We start from the raw sequence: 15974 nt of genomic DNA, 5'->3' as shown, positions 1-15974 counted from the left end.
ATTATGCGCTATCTAATCATTACCTTTCTAATTGCCTGCATTGGTGAACTTCAGGCTCAAAAGCAACCTGTCGCTTATGTAGATCCGATGATTGGTTCACATGACTCCAGGTGGATCATGTTTCCTGGACCCACACGACCTTTTGGGATGGTGAAATTGAGCCCGGACAATCAGGAGCTAGCCTGGAAAGCCGGCTATGAATATGAAATCAACAACATAGCGGGTTTTAGTCATATTCATTCCTGGACGATGGCTGGATTGCTCACTATGCCCACCAATGGCGAGCTAAAGATAAAGCCGGGATCAGAAAAGAATCCTGACCTTGGATATCGCTCCAGATTCAATCATCAAGCTGAAATAGCTGAAGCAGGCTACTACAGTGTATTCCTGGATGATTACAAGATCAAGGCTGAAATGACCACAACAAAAAGAGCGAGTTTTCAACGTTATACCTTTCCCCGGAATGATTCATCGAGAGTGTTGATAGATCTCCAAATTCCCTCTGAGTATGGATCCGAATTATTCTATACTGAAATTAAAAAGGTGAGCAACACCGAAATAGAAGGAATGTCTTATCAACAGAGCCTAAGAAAGGCTAATTACAATGAGTATATAGTTCATTTTGTAATGCGGTTTGATAAGCCTTTCACATCATTTAATGGATGGGTGAAAGAAGAAATTGTTCGAAACGTGGACCGGGTCTCTTCCGGATTTGGGCATAAAGACGTAGGTGCCTTCGTGACTTTTCCAACGCAAGAAGGAGAGAAAATTATGGTTCAGGCCGGTATTTCACTGGTGAGCATAGAACAGGCACGATTGAATCTGGAAACAGAAATGAATCCCTTCAATTGGAACTTTGATGCCGTAGTCGAGGATGCAAAAAAAGAATGGAATGATCTTTTGTCTACTATAGAAGTGGAAGACTCACGAGAAGAGTTGAAAATCAAGTTCTATACGAATCTCTATCGTGCCTATGCTGGACGTACCACATGGAGCGATGTGAATGGAAAATACATTGACATGTATGAAAAGGAGCAACAACTTGCTGATCCGTCAATCCCGCTCTATGGAAGTGATGGATTCTGGATTAGCATTTGGAACCTTAATCAATTGTGGTCTCTGGCTACTCCACAGATAGCGAACAATTGGGTAAGTACTATGCTGGAAATTTACGACAAGGGTGGGTGGTTGCCCAAGGGCCCCACAGGCATAGAGTACTCTGGAATTATGGTGGCCTCACATCAAAATTCACTAATCGCCAATGCCTACCACAAAGGAATCCGAAACTACGATGTAGGAAAGGCCTATGAAGCCATGGTTAAAATACAGTCCGAGCAGGGTAAGTTTCATGATGGAGGAGGTTACGTAGGTAACCGTCATTTGCAAGCTTATATGGATTATGGATATGTCCCTGACGAAGTAGGGCCAGTTTCTAACACTTTGGCTTATGCATACGACGATTGGACTGTGGGTCAAATGGCGAAAGCGCTGGGTAAAGAGAAGGACTTCAAGCATTTTACAAAAAGAGCTTTCAATTACAAAAATGTATTTGATAAAAATGTAGGCTATATGCGCCGAAAGTATGAAAATGGTAATTGGGTGGATAATTTTCAAATCTATGGGGATGTGGCTTGGCTCGGTCCAGGATATGTAGAAGGCAATGCCTGGCAGTATACTTTTTTTGTTCCACACGATGTCAGTGGCTTGATTGATTTGATTGGAAAGGATGAGTTTAACGACCGTTTGCAAAAAGGTTTTGAAACTTCTGCTCCACACAACTTTAATTCCGAGCATTTAGGGGATAACTCATTGACAGGAATGGGTGTTTTGCCGATCAATCATGGAAACCAGCCCAATATGCAGGCTGCTTATCTTTTCAATCATTCAGGAAAACCATGGCTTACTCAATATTGGGTTAATGAGATCATGGATAAATACTACGGAACAGATCCGATAGGTGGATGGAAAGGGGATGAGGATCAGGGGCAAATGGGAGCCTGGTATGTCATGAGTGCCATGGGTTTGTTTGAAATGGACGGAGGAGCAGCGATAGACCCTATTTATGAGATAGGGAGTCCACAAATGAAAAAAGTGACTGTAAATCTGGACCCAGAGTATTACTCCGGTGGAAAATTTGTCATCGAAGCGAAAAACGCATCTGATGAAAATATTTATATCCAATCAGCTCGACTTAATAATAAGCCTCTGAACAAAACATGGTTTTATCATAAGGAATTAGTTAATGGAGGCAGTTTAGTTTTAAAAATGGGTCCAAAGCCAAATAAAAAATGGGGAGTGGGAGTGAAAGCCGCACCACCTTCTATGAGTACAATTCTGACGTCAGAAGAAAAAGAAGTCATTCTGAAATATGACCGCCAAAAAGAAGAATTGGATGCCTGGAATCGTGCAATTAAAGCGTATTATTATCACCGAAAAGAACACTTTGAGTCCCTACCGGATACAGCAGATGAAATCATTTTTCTTGGTAATAGCATCACTGATGGCGCAGAATGGAGTGAGCTTTTCGGAAATTCCAATGTCAAGAATAGAGGAATAGGTGGTGACGATACAGATGGTATCTTAGAAAGGTTGAAAGAGGTGACCTCTTCCGAACCTGAGAAAATCTTTCTCATGATCGGTACCAATGATCTGGCCTATGGCAAATCTGTTGAGTACATTACCTCCAACTATGATAGAATAATAGAACAGATCAAGAAAGAGTCGACCAATACCCAGATTTATTTACAAAGTGTTCTTCCTGTAGACGATGAAATTCATCCGACTCGGCCCAATTCCAGTATAAGAAAATTGAATGATTATTTGCAGCAATTGGCTTCGAAGGAGGGTCTTTCGTTTATTGATTTATCGCCACACTTCGAGTCCGAAAACACAAAACTGAACAAAGCATACAGCATTGATGGCCTTCATCTAAATGGGGCTGGTTATATCTTATGGAAGGATATTATTCAACCATATATTAAGTAAAGAAAATAAATGTATCCGTTAGAAAAAAAACAGCTGAAATTGTCGCTTGAGGTCATCCTGATAGGACTGATATTTATTTCTTTTGAATCCTGTCATAGACCTGAAGAAAAAGAAGTCAATCTTGTGCTGGCCGATACACTGGTAAACTTTCAGGTCCGGCCAGCAACTAAGTGGACAAATTTCTTTTATAGAAAAAACGGTTGGTTTGGTGCTGACGGCATTTTTACCATGAACCTCAATGGTCGGGAACATATTGGAGCCTCTGAGCAGGATTCCGTTTTTATGTATTTTTCAGATACTATGACCGGCGAAGTAAAAGGGGATACGGTTGAAAGTTTTAAAATGATCAACAACTCCTATGCGGCAATCTCCGGCTTTCAACCCTCAAATAAAACGATTCAAATTAAGGTGAACTCAGACGAAGTAGGTAGACCCATAAACTACTTTAATCCCACCACGCCCAATACCCAACCTGAAGAGTATTATTGGTTAGGAGACGGCTTTGTGAATCACGAGGACAACAACTCCATTAATATATTTGGATATCGGGTAGTTGACAATGGTGAAAAATCATGGGACTTTGAAATCAAGGGGGTTACACTTTTGACTATTCCGTCAGGTTCAAAAGCACCATTCGTCGACCATTCGCAAATAGACTTACCTCTTTTTGTAGACATTGATAGTTTGGGAAAAGGCACTTTTGGAGCTGGCATATACGTGCATACCGAAGCTGCTGGTTCTCCTGACCCGGATGGTTATCTCTATGTATATGGATTGATTGATCCGGGGAAAAAACTAGTTGTATCAAGGGTACCGCCTAAACATGTAAAAGAAATCAGTAAATGGAGATTTTGGGATGGGGTAGATTGGAACATCAATATAGATAAGGTGCAGCCAGTTACGGATCGAGTATCCAATGAAGTCAGTCTTACAAGACTGAAGGACAACAGATTCTTACTTGTTTTTCAGGAAGATGGTATTGGCCAGTATACGGCCATTCGAATCGGGGAGCATCCGGTTGGTCCATTTGGACCCATTCAGCGAATTTGGAAAGCACCTGAGGTCGATGACTTACCCGGAATTATTCCATACAATGCGAAAGCCCATCCTGCTCTTTCGAACGATCGCGAGTTGCTGATCAGCTACAACACCATTACAATGGATTATTTCAACGACATTTTAAATTATCCACACAGCTATCGTCCGCGCTTCATTTGGCTAAGAATTGATGATTGATTTTATCTCTTTTTTACTTCGACCAGACACCTAAACCCGACATCGGTTTGGTAGGATTGCAAGGGATCTTCTTCAAAGAGTGCTTCATCTGTGTTTGGCGTAAGGAAGCTGCCACCAATAGCAAATCCCTCTGCAACCAACTCCTTGACATTGCCATACAGATTGTAAAAACCACTGTTATTGGGTTCAAAGGCATAAACATATTGAGGAATTTCTATTGGAATTCCTCCATTTTCATACTTGAGGTTTACATTGTATCCAAGAAAAGATGGTTTGTCAACAGATGCTGCCGTTGCAAAGCGACTTTTGACAATGTTTTCATCCAGAAAAAGTCGACCCTTTTTGCTGACTTCATGGGTGGCAAATTGTATCTCGTCAATTGTAGATCCCGCAGCTTGCAACCATTCTTCTTTGGTGGGTAGTCGGCCAACAAATTTATACTTATTTGGTTCACCTACGAGCATTTCCTTTAGACCAACATTAAGTTTATCAGCTCTCCATTTGCAGTAGCTTTGAGCAGTTTCGAACGACACAGCTAGCACGGGGAAGAAGGAAAATTCTGAATTTTTATAATAGTTGAGGACATATTTATTCTCTTGCCGTGGTAGATAGGTGCGATCCTTATATCTGCCTGAGTCTTTCACAATAAAGAACAAAAACTCCTCGAAGTGAATGTTGGCCAACTCTGTTTGATCCAAAAATTTTCCCTTGGCAATAGGAAGGGTTCCTGGTGGAACTATGTATCGCTGATTGTAGAGAGCGGTTCTACTCGCTTCGGTATCTCTCCATGGATCGAATTTCCCATAGTAAAACATAAATTTCTCAGAAAATTTATCAGCTACATATACCTGCATCAGCTCTTTGGCTTCTTCTGTATTGTAGGTGTAAATTGGAATACCCGTTCGTTCGCTGCAGCAGCCTGGAGCGAAGCTTACAGGATGCAAATCCTGTGCCATTGATAGCATGGGGCAAAAGATAAGAAACCAGATTTTTTTCATGTAAGTAGTATCTAATGGTTAGCGAACAATCTTGGTAACGCACCGAAAGCCAATGTCGGTTTGATAATCAAATTCTTTAACATGTTCAAAGAGATCGGCATGAGAGTTGCTGGTTTTATAACTGCCACCTATGGCATAACCTTCCTGCACAATTTCTTTAACATTGCCGTACATGTTGTATGAGCCGGTAACGCGTGGTTCAAACCCGTAAATATAATAGGGAATATCCTTTTTTATTGCGAATGCAGTCCCATGATCAAGATTGACGTTGTATCCGTACACGGTTGACGATTCAAGAATTTTTTCATCTGCAAACTGATTCTTAACAATATCCTGTTCAAGAAATTCCAACCCTTTTTTACTTAGTTCGTAAGTTCGATCTTTGATTTCTTTAGAACTATGACCGGCCGCACGTCTCCATTCGTGTTCGGTGGGTAGGCGTCCGACATATTTATATTTTTTGTACTTACTTTCATTTGCCAAAAAAACCTGAAGTCCCTCATTCAGGTTTTGGGCTCTCCAATCGCAGTATCTTTTGGCACTTTCGGGGTTAATGCCAACCACAGGAAAAAAGTAAAATTCGGGGTTGTTATAATAATCCTCCATGTATTTTTCATCTAGTATAGGCATATAGCTGTCATGGATAGCCTGACCCGAATCTCTTTCAATAAAATGCAGGAACTCCTGATAGTGGATGTTGGCCACTTCGGTGGCATCAATATAGACTTTTTTGAAAAGCGGAATAGTATGCGGCGGAACAATGTACAACTGAAAATATAGCGGATTGCTTTTGTTTTCTTTCTGTTTCCAGGCGTCAAAATAGCCATTGTAAAAAACGGATTGTTCCGAGTAGTCATTGACCTCCTGAAGTAAGAGGCGATCTATTTCATAGACCTTGTTGTAAGTATATATTTCTCGATCTGTGATTTCCGAAACAGGACTTGGGTCACCGGCAGTAGGGTGTTTTTTTCCTTGTGCACAGACACTTAGACTCGCAGAATAAAGTGCAATACAAGTGAGTAAGTATGAAAATTTCATTAATGTCAATATATGATAATCAATTGTTGCAGATCCATTCCACTGCTTCATCCATGTGCCCGTAATCAAACTTTTTAAGCTCTGCAGAGGCAAAGTGATTTGCCAGACTTGGAAAAGTCGAAATGAGGTTGTCCTCGGTCATGAATCCGACTTTGCTAATTAATTTGTGATGATCTTTGATGAATTTCAAGTGATGAAAGAAACTATCAAGATTGTCCCAGCCAGGGAATTTTTTAACCTTGATAATTAGACCATTCAACTTGCCAAATTCTTCGATGTAATGATCGACCTCTTCTGTCAAATTTTCCATATCGAAAACTGAGATTGGACCGGTTATGGATAGTATTACATAACCCTGATCTCTGTTTAGACTCAGATTAATCATAGATGAGATTTAATGATTGCTGCGTTTAAAAATACATTAATTAATTGAAAATTCAAGCAACTCAAAGCGGTGTATTCGATGAATGAATGATGCGGTTCTAAAGACAGGGAATTATTCTTCGGATTGTAATATGATATGTTCATAAAGTCCATTTGTTAAAAGTGTACATTTTTAATATTTCGTTTTTTTTTAGAAGGCTCATACTATCTTAGCGGTTTATTTCAATAAGCAGGTATGGATTATTTGGCTCACATCGAAGAAGCAACCCAGTATATAAAAAGTAAGACCACTTTTGAGCCCGATTACGGCATCATCCTTGGAACCGGGTTAGGAGCACTGGTAAATGATCTTAATCAACCAGAGCAACTTAATTATGAGGACATTCCACATTTTCCTTTGTCGACAGTTGAATCTCACTCAGGTGCTCTGATATTCGGATATCTTGGAGAAAAAAAGGTTGTTGTGATGAAGGGTCGATTTCATTACTACGAGGGTTATTCGATGAAAGAAGTCACTTTTCCAGTACGTGTGATGAAAATGCTGGGTATAAAAAAATTAATAATATCGAATGCAGCCGGAGCCCTGAATCCGGATTACCAAAAGAGTGATCTTATGGTCATTAATGATCATATTAACCTGCAAACCGAGAATCCGTTGGTTGGAAGGAATCTAGATACTATGGGCGTAAGATTTCCTGACATGAGTGAACCTTATCAACAGGAATTGATAGACATGGCAATCAAAATCGGAAAAGAAGAAAATATACCCTTACATCAGGGCGTTTACGTAGGAGTGAACGGTCCTAACCTTGAAACCAGAGCTGAATACAATATGCTTCGGCTTATAGGTGCTGATGCCGTAGGAATGTCAACTGTTCCCGAAAATATTGTGGCTAGACAAATGGATATTCCGGTTTTTGCAGTATCGGTACTCACAGATTTGTGTTATCCCGGTCATATTAAGAAAATATCCGTAGAAGAAGTAATTGAAGCAGCGATGAAAGCCGAACCGTATCTGACAGATCTCATAAGGAAGGTCATCGCAGCTGACAGCGTATAAAAATGAAACATTGAAAGTAGTATATAATAATATGAGTTTGGAAGGAAGAGTGGCGATCGTCACCGGAGCCAGTAAAGGCATCGGTTTAGAGATTGTAAAGTTACTTTTGGAAAAAGGTGTTAAGGTAGCAGGATGGAGTCGTACAGATAATGATTTCACTGATCCCAATTATCTGTTTATTTCAGTCGATGTGAGCAACCCCGAGAGTGTGGCACACGCCTATAACCAGACCGCAGAGATGTTAGGAGAAGATATTGATATCTTGATTAACAATGCAGGGATCGGACATCATGGAATGATGGATGAAATGCCATTCGAGCAGTGGAAAGAAATGTTCGACATCAATGTCCATGGAATCTATTTTACGTCCAACGCAGTCATTCCGAAAATGAAAGAATTGGATCAAGGACATATCATTAATATAGGCTCAATTGCCGGTAAAAATCCTGTGAAAGGAATGGTTGGATATGCAGGTACCAAACATGCGGTGACTGGGATATCACATTCTATGTTTATGGAATTGCGCGAATTTGGTATTAAGGTAACTTGTATTTACCCGGGAAGTGTGAAAACCAATTTCTTTGATGATATGGACGCTGTCACGGCCAACGACAACATGATGAGGCCTGAGGATGTTGCCAAAAGTGTTGTGCATTGTCTGGAGACACACCCGAATTACCTCCCCGTTGATTTTGAGGTGCGCCCGTTGCGGCCCAATCCGACTAAATAATTTCATCGTTCAAACCGCTCTTCCTTGTCAATAGAAATCCAAAATCTTACTAAAATATATGGCCAGCAAAAAGCTGTCCATGAGATTTCTTTTACTGCCAAAAAAGGCGAAATCCTGGGCTTTCTGGGACCCAATGGTGCTGGGAAGTCTACCACTATGAAGATTGCTACTGGTTACCTGGGAGCTACGGCAGGCAAGGTTATGGTGGAGGGAATTGATGTTGAGAAAAATCCAATTGAAGCCAAGAAAATCATTGGCTATTTACCGGAGCATAACCCGCTCTACCTGGATATGTTCGTCCATGAGTTTCTTGCTTTCTCAGGAAAGGTAAATCAAATGAAGGTATCGGACATTAAAAGAGAGGTGAAACGTGTTATAGCCATGTGCGGACTTATGCTGGAGCAAAACAAGAAAATTGGCCAATTGTCCAAAGGCTATCGCCAACGTGTGGGTTTGGCACAGGCACTCCTCCATGATCCCAAAGTGCTGATTCTGGATGAGCCAACTACCGGTCTTGATCCAAATCAAATCCTTGAAATTCGAAAATTGATCAAAGAAGTCAGTAAGAATAAGACCGTTCTTTTTTCCTCCCATATCATGCAGGAAGTCGAGGCCTTGTGTGACCGGGTGGTAGTCATCAATAAAGGGGAATTAGTAGCGAACAAACCAATAGAAGAGTTTTCCAAAGGAATAACTGAAGAAACGCAACTTCGTGTAGAGTTTAAATCATCAATAGACACTGATTTATTAAAAGGGATAAGTGAAGTTAAGGGTGTTGAGGAAATTCAGGAAGGTGTTTACAGACTCCGGGTTACCAACAGTGAAGAGGCACGAAGTGCAGTTTTTAAGTTGGCTGGTGAGTCCAATCTACCCTTGGTGGGCTTACAGGAAGAGGAAAGCTCTTTTGATGAAATTTTTCACCTACTGACTAAAGAACAATAAATGCTGGCAGTATTTGTAAAAGAGATTAATAGTTTTTTGAATAGCCTGATCGCTTACATAGTCATCGGTGTTTTCCTGACCTCAATAGGTTTGCTCATGTGGGTTTTTCCGGAGAGCAGTATTTTGGAATATGGCTATGCAGATATGAGTACCCTCTTCAACTTGGGGCCTTTTGTGTTTATGTTTTTGATTCCAGCCATAACTATGAGATTCTTTTCTGAAGAAAAAAGGACCGGTACTGATGAATTGTTGATGACGAAACCGCTAACCAATATTCAAATTATTCTCGGCAAATACTTTGCTGGCCTGATGTTGGTATTCTTATCCGTGCTGCCTACGCTGATCTATTTTTATTCTGTTTATACATTAGGCAATCCTGTGGGTAATCTGGATATTTCCGGAACAGTAGGGTCTTACATCGGCCTAATGCTCTTAGGAGGAGTATTTGTAGCGATTGGTGTTTTTTCTTCGGCACTTACTGATAATCAGGTGGTTGCTTTTGTACTTGCTGTCTTTATGTCCTTTGTTCTTTATTCAGGTTTGTCTTCCTTAGCCACAATTGATGTTTGGGGGACGGCTTCCATTTGGTTGCAAAATATTAGTTTAGATTTTCACTACGAATCTTTGAGCAGAGGTCTGATTGATGTAGCAGATATCATATATTTCGTAAGTATAATTTCATTGATGGTTCTTTTCACACAACTTAAACTGGACGCTAAGAAATGGTAAGCCAAAAGCGAATAGAAAGTTTGCTGAAGCTGGCAATTGGTATTGTCATGATTGTGATACTGAACCAATTGGCTGGATTATTTCCTTTGCGTTTGGATCTGACTGAAGAAAAGAGATATTCAGTAACACCAGCTACTAGAGCGTTACTCAATGATCTGCAAGAGACAGTATATGTTGAGGTATTTTTGGAAGGAGAGATGCCGGCTGGTTTCAAAAGATTGCGACAGGCAATAGAGGAGACTTTGAATCAATTTGATTATTACTCGGCAGGTTTGGTTCAAGTGGATTTTATAGACCCATCAGCTGCCTTGAATGAAAAGGCTAGAAACGAATACTTTCGTTCACTTTTTGAACGTGGCTTGCAGCCAACCAACCTGTCTTATAAGAGAGATGGAAATAAGACAGAGAAATTGATCTTTCCAGGGGCGATAGTCAGCTATTTCGGACAGGAAGTACCTGTGATGTTGCTTAATGGCAGCCAATCTGCTAGTTCAGAGGAAAGGCTGAATCAGTCTATCGAAGGATTGGAGTACGAGTTGGCCAATGCCATCAGAATACTCGCTAATGACAGAAGGAAGACCGTGGCGCTAATCAAAGGACATGGCGAACCAGATAGCTTGAATTTGGCTGGATTGACCAATGCATTACTTGAAAAGTATGATGTATTCAATGTTCGACTGGGTGACCGTGCACGGAACCTGAGTCGATATGACGCGGTGATTTTCCCAAAACCAACAACCTCCTTTTCTGCCCCAGAAAAATTTCAAATTGATCAATACATAATGAACGGGGGCAAAGCACTATTCTTCGTCGATGCACTTCGCGTAAATATGGACAGCGCCAGTGGTGAGGGCACTTTTGCTTTTCCGTATGAATTGGAACTTGATGATATGTTCTTTAAGTATGGAGTTCGGGTCAATCGCGACTACGTGCAGGATATTGTTTGTGGAGAATATCCAATCGTAGCCGGAAACATGGGAGATCAGGCGCAAATAAGAATGTTGCCCTGGCCATTTTTTCCCCTGGTCAATAATTTTGGTAATCATGCTATTGTGAAAAATCTAGATGTCGTTTCAATGAAATTTGTTTCTACCATTGATACGGTGAAGGCCGATGGTATAGAAAAGATTCCGTTGCTCAAAACTTCGCAATACTCTATGGTTAATCAAGCACCGGTCAAGGTGGCTTTCAACGAACTGAGAAAGAATCTTGATCCTGAACGATTCAATCAAGGATCGAAGAATGTCTCTTATCTACTCAAAGGAAAGTTTACTTCGGTATTCAAAAATAGAATCTTACCCAAGGGCATAGATAAGAGCAACTTTAAAGAGTACGGGGCTGAGACTTCCATTCTAATTTGTTCGGATGGGGACATGATCAGAAATGAGTTTAGCCTAAAAGATGGTACCCCGTTGGAATTGGGTCTTAGTTCTTATAGTCAGTTGAAATTTGCCAACAAAGATTTCGTGATGAACGCCTTGGATTACATGCTCAATGATCAGGGTTTGATCGTTTCCAAAAACAAGTCTTTTGCTATTCGTCCGCTTGACAAGGTAAAAGTGGCGAATGAAAAACTCAAGTGGCAAGTGATTAACCTGCTTTTACCTATTGCTTTGCTCATCATTTATGGTTTGGCAAGGGCCTATTGGCGAAAGAAAAAATATGCGGATTTTAAGTGATTGACACATGACCAGGATAAAAAAGCTAAGTTTTGTATTGATTGGCCTGCTTATAGTTTCATTCATGCTGAGTTGGGTAAGTAATAAAGATAGGGTGTCGTCCTTTGATAAAAGCCTATTTGCTATAGCAGATACTACTCAGATCAGAGGTATTATCATTGAATCAAACGGGCAAACCATCTCGATAAAGAGAGGTGAAGAACAGTGGAGCTTAAATGATACCTACAGAGTTGATCCCCAATTGGTTTATTTATCCCAGCGCATACTCAATGCAGTGCAGACGCAGCGTCCGGTGAGTCCTTCTAATTTTGTGGCTATCAAAAGTGATTTGCAAGAATCTGGTAGATTGATAAACGTTGAGCTAAGTGATGGTCAATCGAAAAAATTTTATGCCGGAGGTAATGCAGCTAAAACTACCGCCTACTTTGGCAATGAAGACCTTACCGAGATATTTTCAGTGGCTATTCCCGGATACAAAAGTTACTTATCAGGTATATTTGAACTCTCACTCAATCAATGGAGAGATCGTGTTTTGTTTGCTTCAGACTGGCGGACCATACAAGATTTGAATATTAATTATACTGATCCCACTCAGCCGGATCTGACTATATTCTTTGATAATAAATTTCTTGCTGTGAAAGAAGTTGATTTATTGGACACCGCGACACTTATGAATTACCTCCAGCCTATGGGATTTTTTCAAGTAAATGATTACTTGGACAAAGGAAACTTTACAAGGTATGACAGCTTGCTTGCTGTAGAACCTATTGCTGAGCTTACGTTAAAGGATATTGATTCTTCAAAAAATAGTACACTAATTATTTATCCGAAAATCCCGGGAGAGCGATTCTACCTTTTGACAGACGAATCGGACGAGATGATTGTGGTAGACCAACAGAGAATGGAGAAATTGCTGGTCACATCGTCTTTTTTTGAGGTGAATTAGATTGAACTTCCGTTTCAAAACTAATGCTAGAATGAGCCTTACTATCAACATCAAAAATATGGTTTGCCAACGGTGCAATTTGGTAGTAAGCCAAATCTTTAGTGATTTAGGGATTGAATTATTGTCAGTCGACTTGGGACAGGCCGTTGTGGTCGAGGACCAATTATCCGGAGCCAAGTTGGAAGCCCTTGATAATGCACTCCAAGCCAATGGGTTTGAGAGGATAGATGACAAAAAGGGGGGACTTCTAGAAAGGATGAAAACCTTAATTATAAAATCCATTCATCATCAGGACCATTTTAACCTATCGATTAATTGGTCCGATTTTCTAGCAGACGAATTGAACTATGATTACTCGTATTTGAGCACATTATTTTCTTCTGTTTCTGGGATTACGTTGGAGCAATACATTATTAGACAAAAGATAGAGAAAGCCAAAGAATATCTAATCTACGGCCAGTTATCGGTCAAGGAAATCGCATTCAAGTTGGGTTATAGCAGTGTGGCTCACCTTTCAACTCAATTTAAAAAAGTCACAGGCATGACCCCATCACGGTTTAAATCCTCCAGGCCAATGGCCTCCAGAAAACCGCTGGACAACATCATGTAATTATGTAATCCTTTGTAGAGATTGTGTAATACACATTAAAACATTTATTGGAACTTTGTGATGATTAAATTTACTTCTAATCCTTGAACAGTGAAAGTAAATAGTATGAAACACACCTTCCATATCAGTGGTATGTCTTGTAAGGGTTGCAAATCACACGTTGAACATGCACTTAGTACCTTACCTCATATACAACAGGTCAATATTGACCTAAAAGAGGGGACCGCTGAGCTGACAATGGATGAGCATGTGAGTTTGGAAGTCTTACAGCATGCATTAAAAGGATCTTTATACCAGATTCATCCCGAATCGCACCCCCGGGTACCAAAGAAGTTGGTGCCGTTGCCTTCGATTAGCAAAGGTGTGTATTACTGCCCCATGCATTGCGAGGGAGAGAAGACCTACACTAAGCCCAGGGACTGTCCGGTTTGCGGCATGGATCTGGTCCCACTTCAGTCTAACGATGTAGATGAAGACAATACTTACCAAAAACTGTTACAAAAGTTTAAGGTGGCCGCGTTCTTTACAATTCCTATATTCCTGATTGCCATGTCAGAGATGTTGCCAAAAAATATCCTGTTTGATCTAATGCCGGTTAATTATTGGAATTGGGTTCAACTGGTACTTTCAGTACCGGTTGTATTTTATGCCACCTGGATGTTTTTCCAACGGGCTTACGCATCTATTATCTCTGGGCATTACAATATGTTTACATTAATTGGTATTGGAGCGGGTGTAGCCTGGCTATTTAGCCTTTTTGGATTGCTTTTCCCAGGTGTTTTTCCTGACCAATTTCGGACTGAGTCCGGATCTATTCATCTCTATTTCGAATCAGCTACCGTCATTCTTACGCTTGTGATGCTAGGTCAGCTACTGGAAGCTCGGGCCCATAGAAAAACCAACACCGCGATCAAAGAACTTTTGAAACTGGCGCCCAACCGAGCTCTTAAACTGATGGATGATCAGGAAATAGAAATCGGGATAGACGAAATCATAGTTGGGGATTTGCTGAGAGTTAAGCCCGGAGACAAGATACCCGTAGATGGTGAAATCATAGAAGGGCATAGCCTCATAGATGAATCCATGATTACAGGCGAACCCATTCCTTTAGAAAAACAAATGGGAGATAGGGTTAGCGCCGGCACCATCAATGGAAAACATTCATTTGTTATGATTGCTCGAAAGGTAGGTTCAGAAACCTTACTCGCGCAGATTATTGAACTGGTGAATAATGCCAGCAGGAGCAAGGCTCCAATTCAAAAACTGGCAGACAAACTATCGGGCTACTTTGTGCCCGCGGTAGTACTGATTTCCCTAATCACCGCCATCATATGGTTGGTTTTTGGCCCTGAGCCTCAACCGGTATATGCTTTGGTCAATGCTATTGCTGTGTTGATCATTGCTTGTCCCTGTGCCCTTGGATTAGCTACTCCCATGTCAGTCATGGTAGGAGTAGGGAAAGGTGCAGAACTGGGTGTTTTGGTCAAAGACGCGGAATCTTTAGAAAAAATGAATCAAGTCGACACCCTTATCATTGATAAAACGGGTACCATCACAGAAGGTAAACCCTCAGTCGAACGGGTCATTGCGCTTGACCTTAAAGAAGACAAGTTGATACAGCGGGTGGCTTCTGTCAATCAGCAAAGCGAACACCCATTGGCGGAAGCTACAGTGAATATGGCTAAAGCCCGGGGAATTGAACTTCTATCGGTAGAGGACTTTGAATCTGAAACCGGAAAAGGAGTAAGGGCGAAAATTGGTGGCGTTACGGCTTTGATCGGGAATGAAAAACTCATGTCAGACAATCAGATTGGCATTGATGAAATGAATCCATCAGCTAATCATGAACAGTCTCATGGTAAAACGGTTTCGTATGTGGCTATAGATGGTAAATTGGCTGGAATGGTTGTGATTGCAGACCAAATCAAGGAGACCAGTAGGCAGGCTATCCAAGAACTGAAAGAAAAAGGTGTGGAGGTTATTATGATGACGGGAGACCATGAATTGACAGCGCATGCTGTGGCCAAAGAGTTGAGTTTGGATGAAGTCGTGGCAGATTGTTTGCCGGCAGACAAGATGAACAAAGTAGATCAACTCAAAAAACAAGGCAAAATAGTGGCTATGGCAGGTGATGGTATCAACGATGCGCCGGCTTTGGCACTCGCAGATGTTGGTATAGCTATGGGCACTGGAACAGATGTGGCCATCGAAAGTGCATCAATCGCTCTGGTTAAAGGTGATTTGCGCGGTATCGTAAAAGCCAGGAATTTAAGCGAAGCGGTTATGAAAAACGTCAAGCAAAATTTGTTTTTCGCACTGGTCTACAATGGATTAGGAGTACCGATAGCTGCCGGATTGATGTTTCCATTTTTTGGCATTTTGCTTTCACCAATGATCGCCGCACTGGCCATGAGCTTTAGCTCGGTTTCTGTGATCAGCAATGCGCTCAGGCTAAGGTCAAAAAGTATAGGATAATCTGTCTTTATAAGAAAATAATATGGACTTTGATAAGAGTCAGAAAGATTTGAGAAATCAAGATTTTGTTTGATTCAGGGCAAACAAAAGTAGGAAGTTTTTTATTTGCATTTTATCATTAACTTTGGCTCCAAATTGGGGTAGCTCTTACCTCACCAAGTT

The 15974-nt window shown here is 40.9% G+C and carries 13 protein-coding genes; 10 read left to right on the top strand and 3 right to left on the bottom strand.

Translation table 11 applies throughout. From position 1 onward, the window contains the following. Positions 1 to 3 precede the first annotated feature (3 nt). Both ABJD64_RS12575 and ABJD64_RS12570 read left to right on the top strand, forming a co-directional pair. The gene (locus ABJD64_RS12575; protein ID WP_348179234.1) at positions 4 to 2985 is read left to right on the top strand and encodes a GH92 family glycosyl hydrolase; all 2982 of its coding nucleotides are present in this window, start codon (positions 4 to 6) and stop codon (positions 2983 to 2985) included. 9 nt (positions 2986 to 2994) lie between these two features. Further along, the gene (locus ABJD64_RS12570; RefSeq protein WP_348179233.1) at positions 2995 to 4221 is read left to right on the top strand and encodes a hypothetical protein; all 1227 of its coding nucleotides are present in this window, start codon (positions 2995 to 2997) and stop codon (positions 4219 to 4221) included. Positions 4222 to 4223: 2 nt separating this feature from the next. Here ABJD64_RS12570 and ABJD64_RS12565 read toward each other — a convergent pair whose 3' ends face one another. The 3 genes from ABJD64_RS12565 to ABJD64_RS12555 are packed head-to-tail and all read right to left on the bottom strand — an operon-like array spanning position 4224 to position 6642. Next, positions 4224 to 5219, bottom strand: coding sequence for an SUMF1/EgtB/PvdO family nonheme iron enzyme (locus tag ABJD64_RS12565; RefSeq protein WP_348179232.1), 996 nt, complete (start codon positions 5217 to 5219; stop codon positions 4224 to 4226). 18 nt (positions 5220 to 5237) lie between these two features. After that, positions 5238 to 6257, bottom strand: coding sequence for an SUMF1/EgtB/PvdO family nonheme iron enzyme (locus ABJD64_RS12560; RefSeq protein WP_348179231.1), 1020 nt, complete (start codon positions 6255 to 6257; stop codon positions 5238 to 5240). 19 nt (positions 6258 to 6276) lie between these two features. Continuing rightward, positions 6277 to 6642 (bottom strand): STAS/SEC14 domain-containing protein, encoded by a 366-nt coding sequence (locus ABJD64_RS12555; RefSeq protein ID WP_348179230.1) that lies wholly within the window; start codon positions 6640 to 6642, stop codon positions 6277 to 6279. A 234-nt stretch (positions 6643 to 6876) separates the two neighbouring features. Between ABJD64_RS12555 and ABJD64_RS12550 the strand changes: the two genes are divergently transcribed. From ABJD64_RS12550 to ABJD64_RS12515, 8 genes are all read left to right on the top strand, one after another. Then, entirely contained in the window at positions 6877 to 7701 is an 825-nt protein-coding gene (locus ABJD64_RS12550) for a purine-nucleoside phosphorylase (RefSeq protein ID WP_348179229.1), read from the top strand. A gap of 10 nt (positions 7702 to 7711) precedes the next feature. Continuing rightward, positions 7712 to 8431, top strand: a complete 720-nt coding sequence (locus tag ABJD64_RS12545) for an SDR family NAD(P)-dependent oxidoreductase (protein ID WP_348179228.1) — start codon at positions 7712 to 7714, stop codon at positions 8429 to 8431. A 24-nt stretch (positions 8432 to 8455) separates the two neighbouring features. Next, complete coding sequence (gene gldA / locus ABJD64_RS12540; RefSeq protein WP_348179227.1) at positions 8456 to 9373, top strand: gliding motility-associated ABC transporter ATP-binding subunit GldA; 918 nt, start codon at positions 8456 to 8458, stop codon at positions 9371 to 9373. Continuing rightward, positions 9374 to 10102 carry a gliding motility-associated ABC transporter permease subunit GldF gene (gene gldF / locus ABJD64_RS12535; RefSeq protein WP_348179226.1) on the top strand — a complete coding sequence of 243 codons (729 nt, stop codon included), beginning with the start codon at positions 9374 to 9376 and terminating at the stop codon, positions 10100 to 10102. Then, positions 10096 to 11781 (top strand): gliding motility-associated ABC transporter substrate-binding protein GldG, encoded by a 1686-nt coding sequence (gene gldG, locus ABJD64_RS12530; protein WP_348179225.1) that lies wholly within the window; start codon positions 10096 to 10098, stop codon positions 11779 to 11781. The genes gldF and gldG overlap by 7 nt, the downstream gene beginning before the upstream one ends. A 7-nt stretch (positions 11782 to 11788) precedes the next feature. Then, on the top strand, positions 11789 to 12727 hold the full coding sequence (locus ABJD64_RS12525; RefSeq protein WP_348179224.1) for a hypothetical protein: 939 nt from the start codon (positions 11789 to 11791) through the stop codon (positions 12725 to 12727). Positions 12728 to 12758: 31 nt separating this feature from the next. Further along, positions 12759 to 13337: an AraC family transcriptional regulator gene (locus ABJD64_RS12520; RefSeq protein WP_348179223.1), complete on the top strand. Its 579-nt coding sequence runs from the start codon at positions 12759 to 12761 to the stop codon at positions 13335 to 13337. Positions 13338 to 13442: 105 nt separating this feature from the next. Continuing rightward, on the top strand, positions 13443 to 15812 hold the full coding sequence (locus ABJD64_RS12515; protein ID WP_348208199.1) for a heavy metal translocating P-type ATPase: 2370 nt from the start codon (positions 13443 to 13445) through the stop codon (positions 15810 to 15812). The last annotated feature ends 162 nt before the right edge of the window (positions 15813 to 15974 follow it).

The sequence above is a fragment of the Reichenbachiella sp. genome (assembly GCF_039944555.1).
In the GTDB taxonomy this organism is placed as follows: Bacteria; Bacteroidota; Bacteroidia; order Cytophagales; family Cyclobacteriaceae; genus Reichenbachiella.
The sequence above is the reverse complement of the archived record's forward strand: the minus strand, read 5'-3'. Positions and strand labels throughout refer to the sequence as shown.

Bases quoted from the DNA above. Each gene is read 5' to 3' on its own strand.
- ABJD64_RS12575 (WP_348179234.1), top strand. From the start codon at position 4: ATGCGCTATCTAATCATTACCTTTCTAATTGCCTGCATTGGTGAACTT.
- ABJD64_RS12570 (WP_348179233.1), top strand. From the start codon at position 2,995: ATGTATCCGTTAGAAAAAAAACAGCTGAAATTGTCGCTTGAGGTCATC.
- ABJD64_RS12565 (WP_348179232.1), bottom strand. From the start codon at position 5,219: ATGAAAAAAATCTGGTTTCTTATCTTTTGCCCCATGCTATCAATGGCA.
- ABJD64_RS12560 (WP_348179231.1), bottom strand. From the start codon at position 6,257: ATGAAATTTTCATACTTACTCACTTGTATTGCACTTTATTCTGCGAGT.
- ABJD64_RS12555 (WP_348179230.1), bottom strand. From the start codon at position 6,642: ATGATTAATCTGAGTCTAAACAGAGATCAGGGTTATGTAATACTATCC.
- ABJD64_RS12550 (WP_348179229.1), top strand. From the start codon at position 6,877: ATGGATTATTTGGCTCACATCGAAGAAGCAACCCAGTATATAAAAAGT.
- gldF (WP_348179226.1), top strand. From the start codon at position 9,374: ATGCTGGCAGTATTTGTAAAAGAGATTAATAGTTTTTTGAATAGCCTG.
- gldG (WP_348179225.1), top strand. From the start codon at position 10,096: ATGGTAAGCCAAAAGCGAATAGAAAGTTTGCTGAAGCTGGCAATTGGT.
- ABJD64_RS12525 (WP_348179224.1), top strand. From the start codon at position 11,789: ATGACCAGGATAAAAAAGCTAAGTTTTGTATTGATTGGCCTGCTTATA.
- ABJD64_RS12520 (WP_348179223.1), top strand. From the start codon at position 12,759: ATGAGCCTTACTATCAACATCAAAAATATGGTTTGCCAACGGTGCAAT.
- ABJD64_RS12515 (WP_348208199.1), top strand. From the start codon at position 13,443: ATGAAACACACCTTCCATATCAGTGGTATGTCTTGTAAGGGTTGCAAA.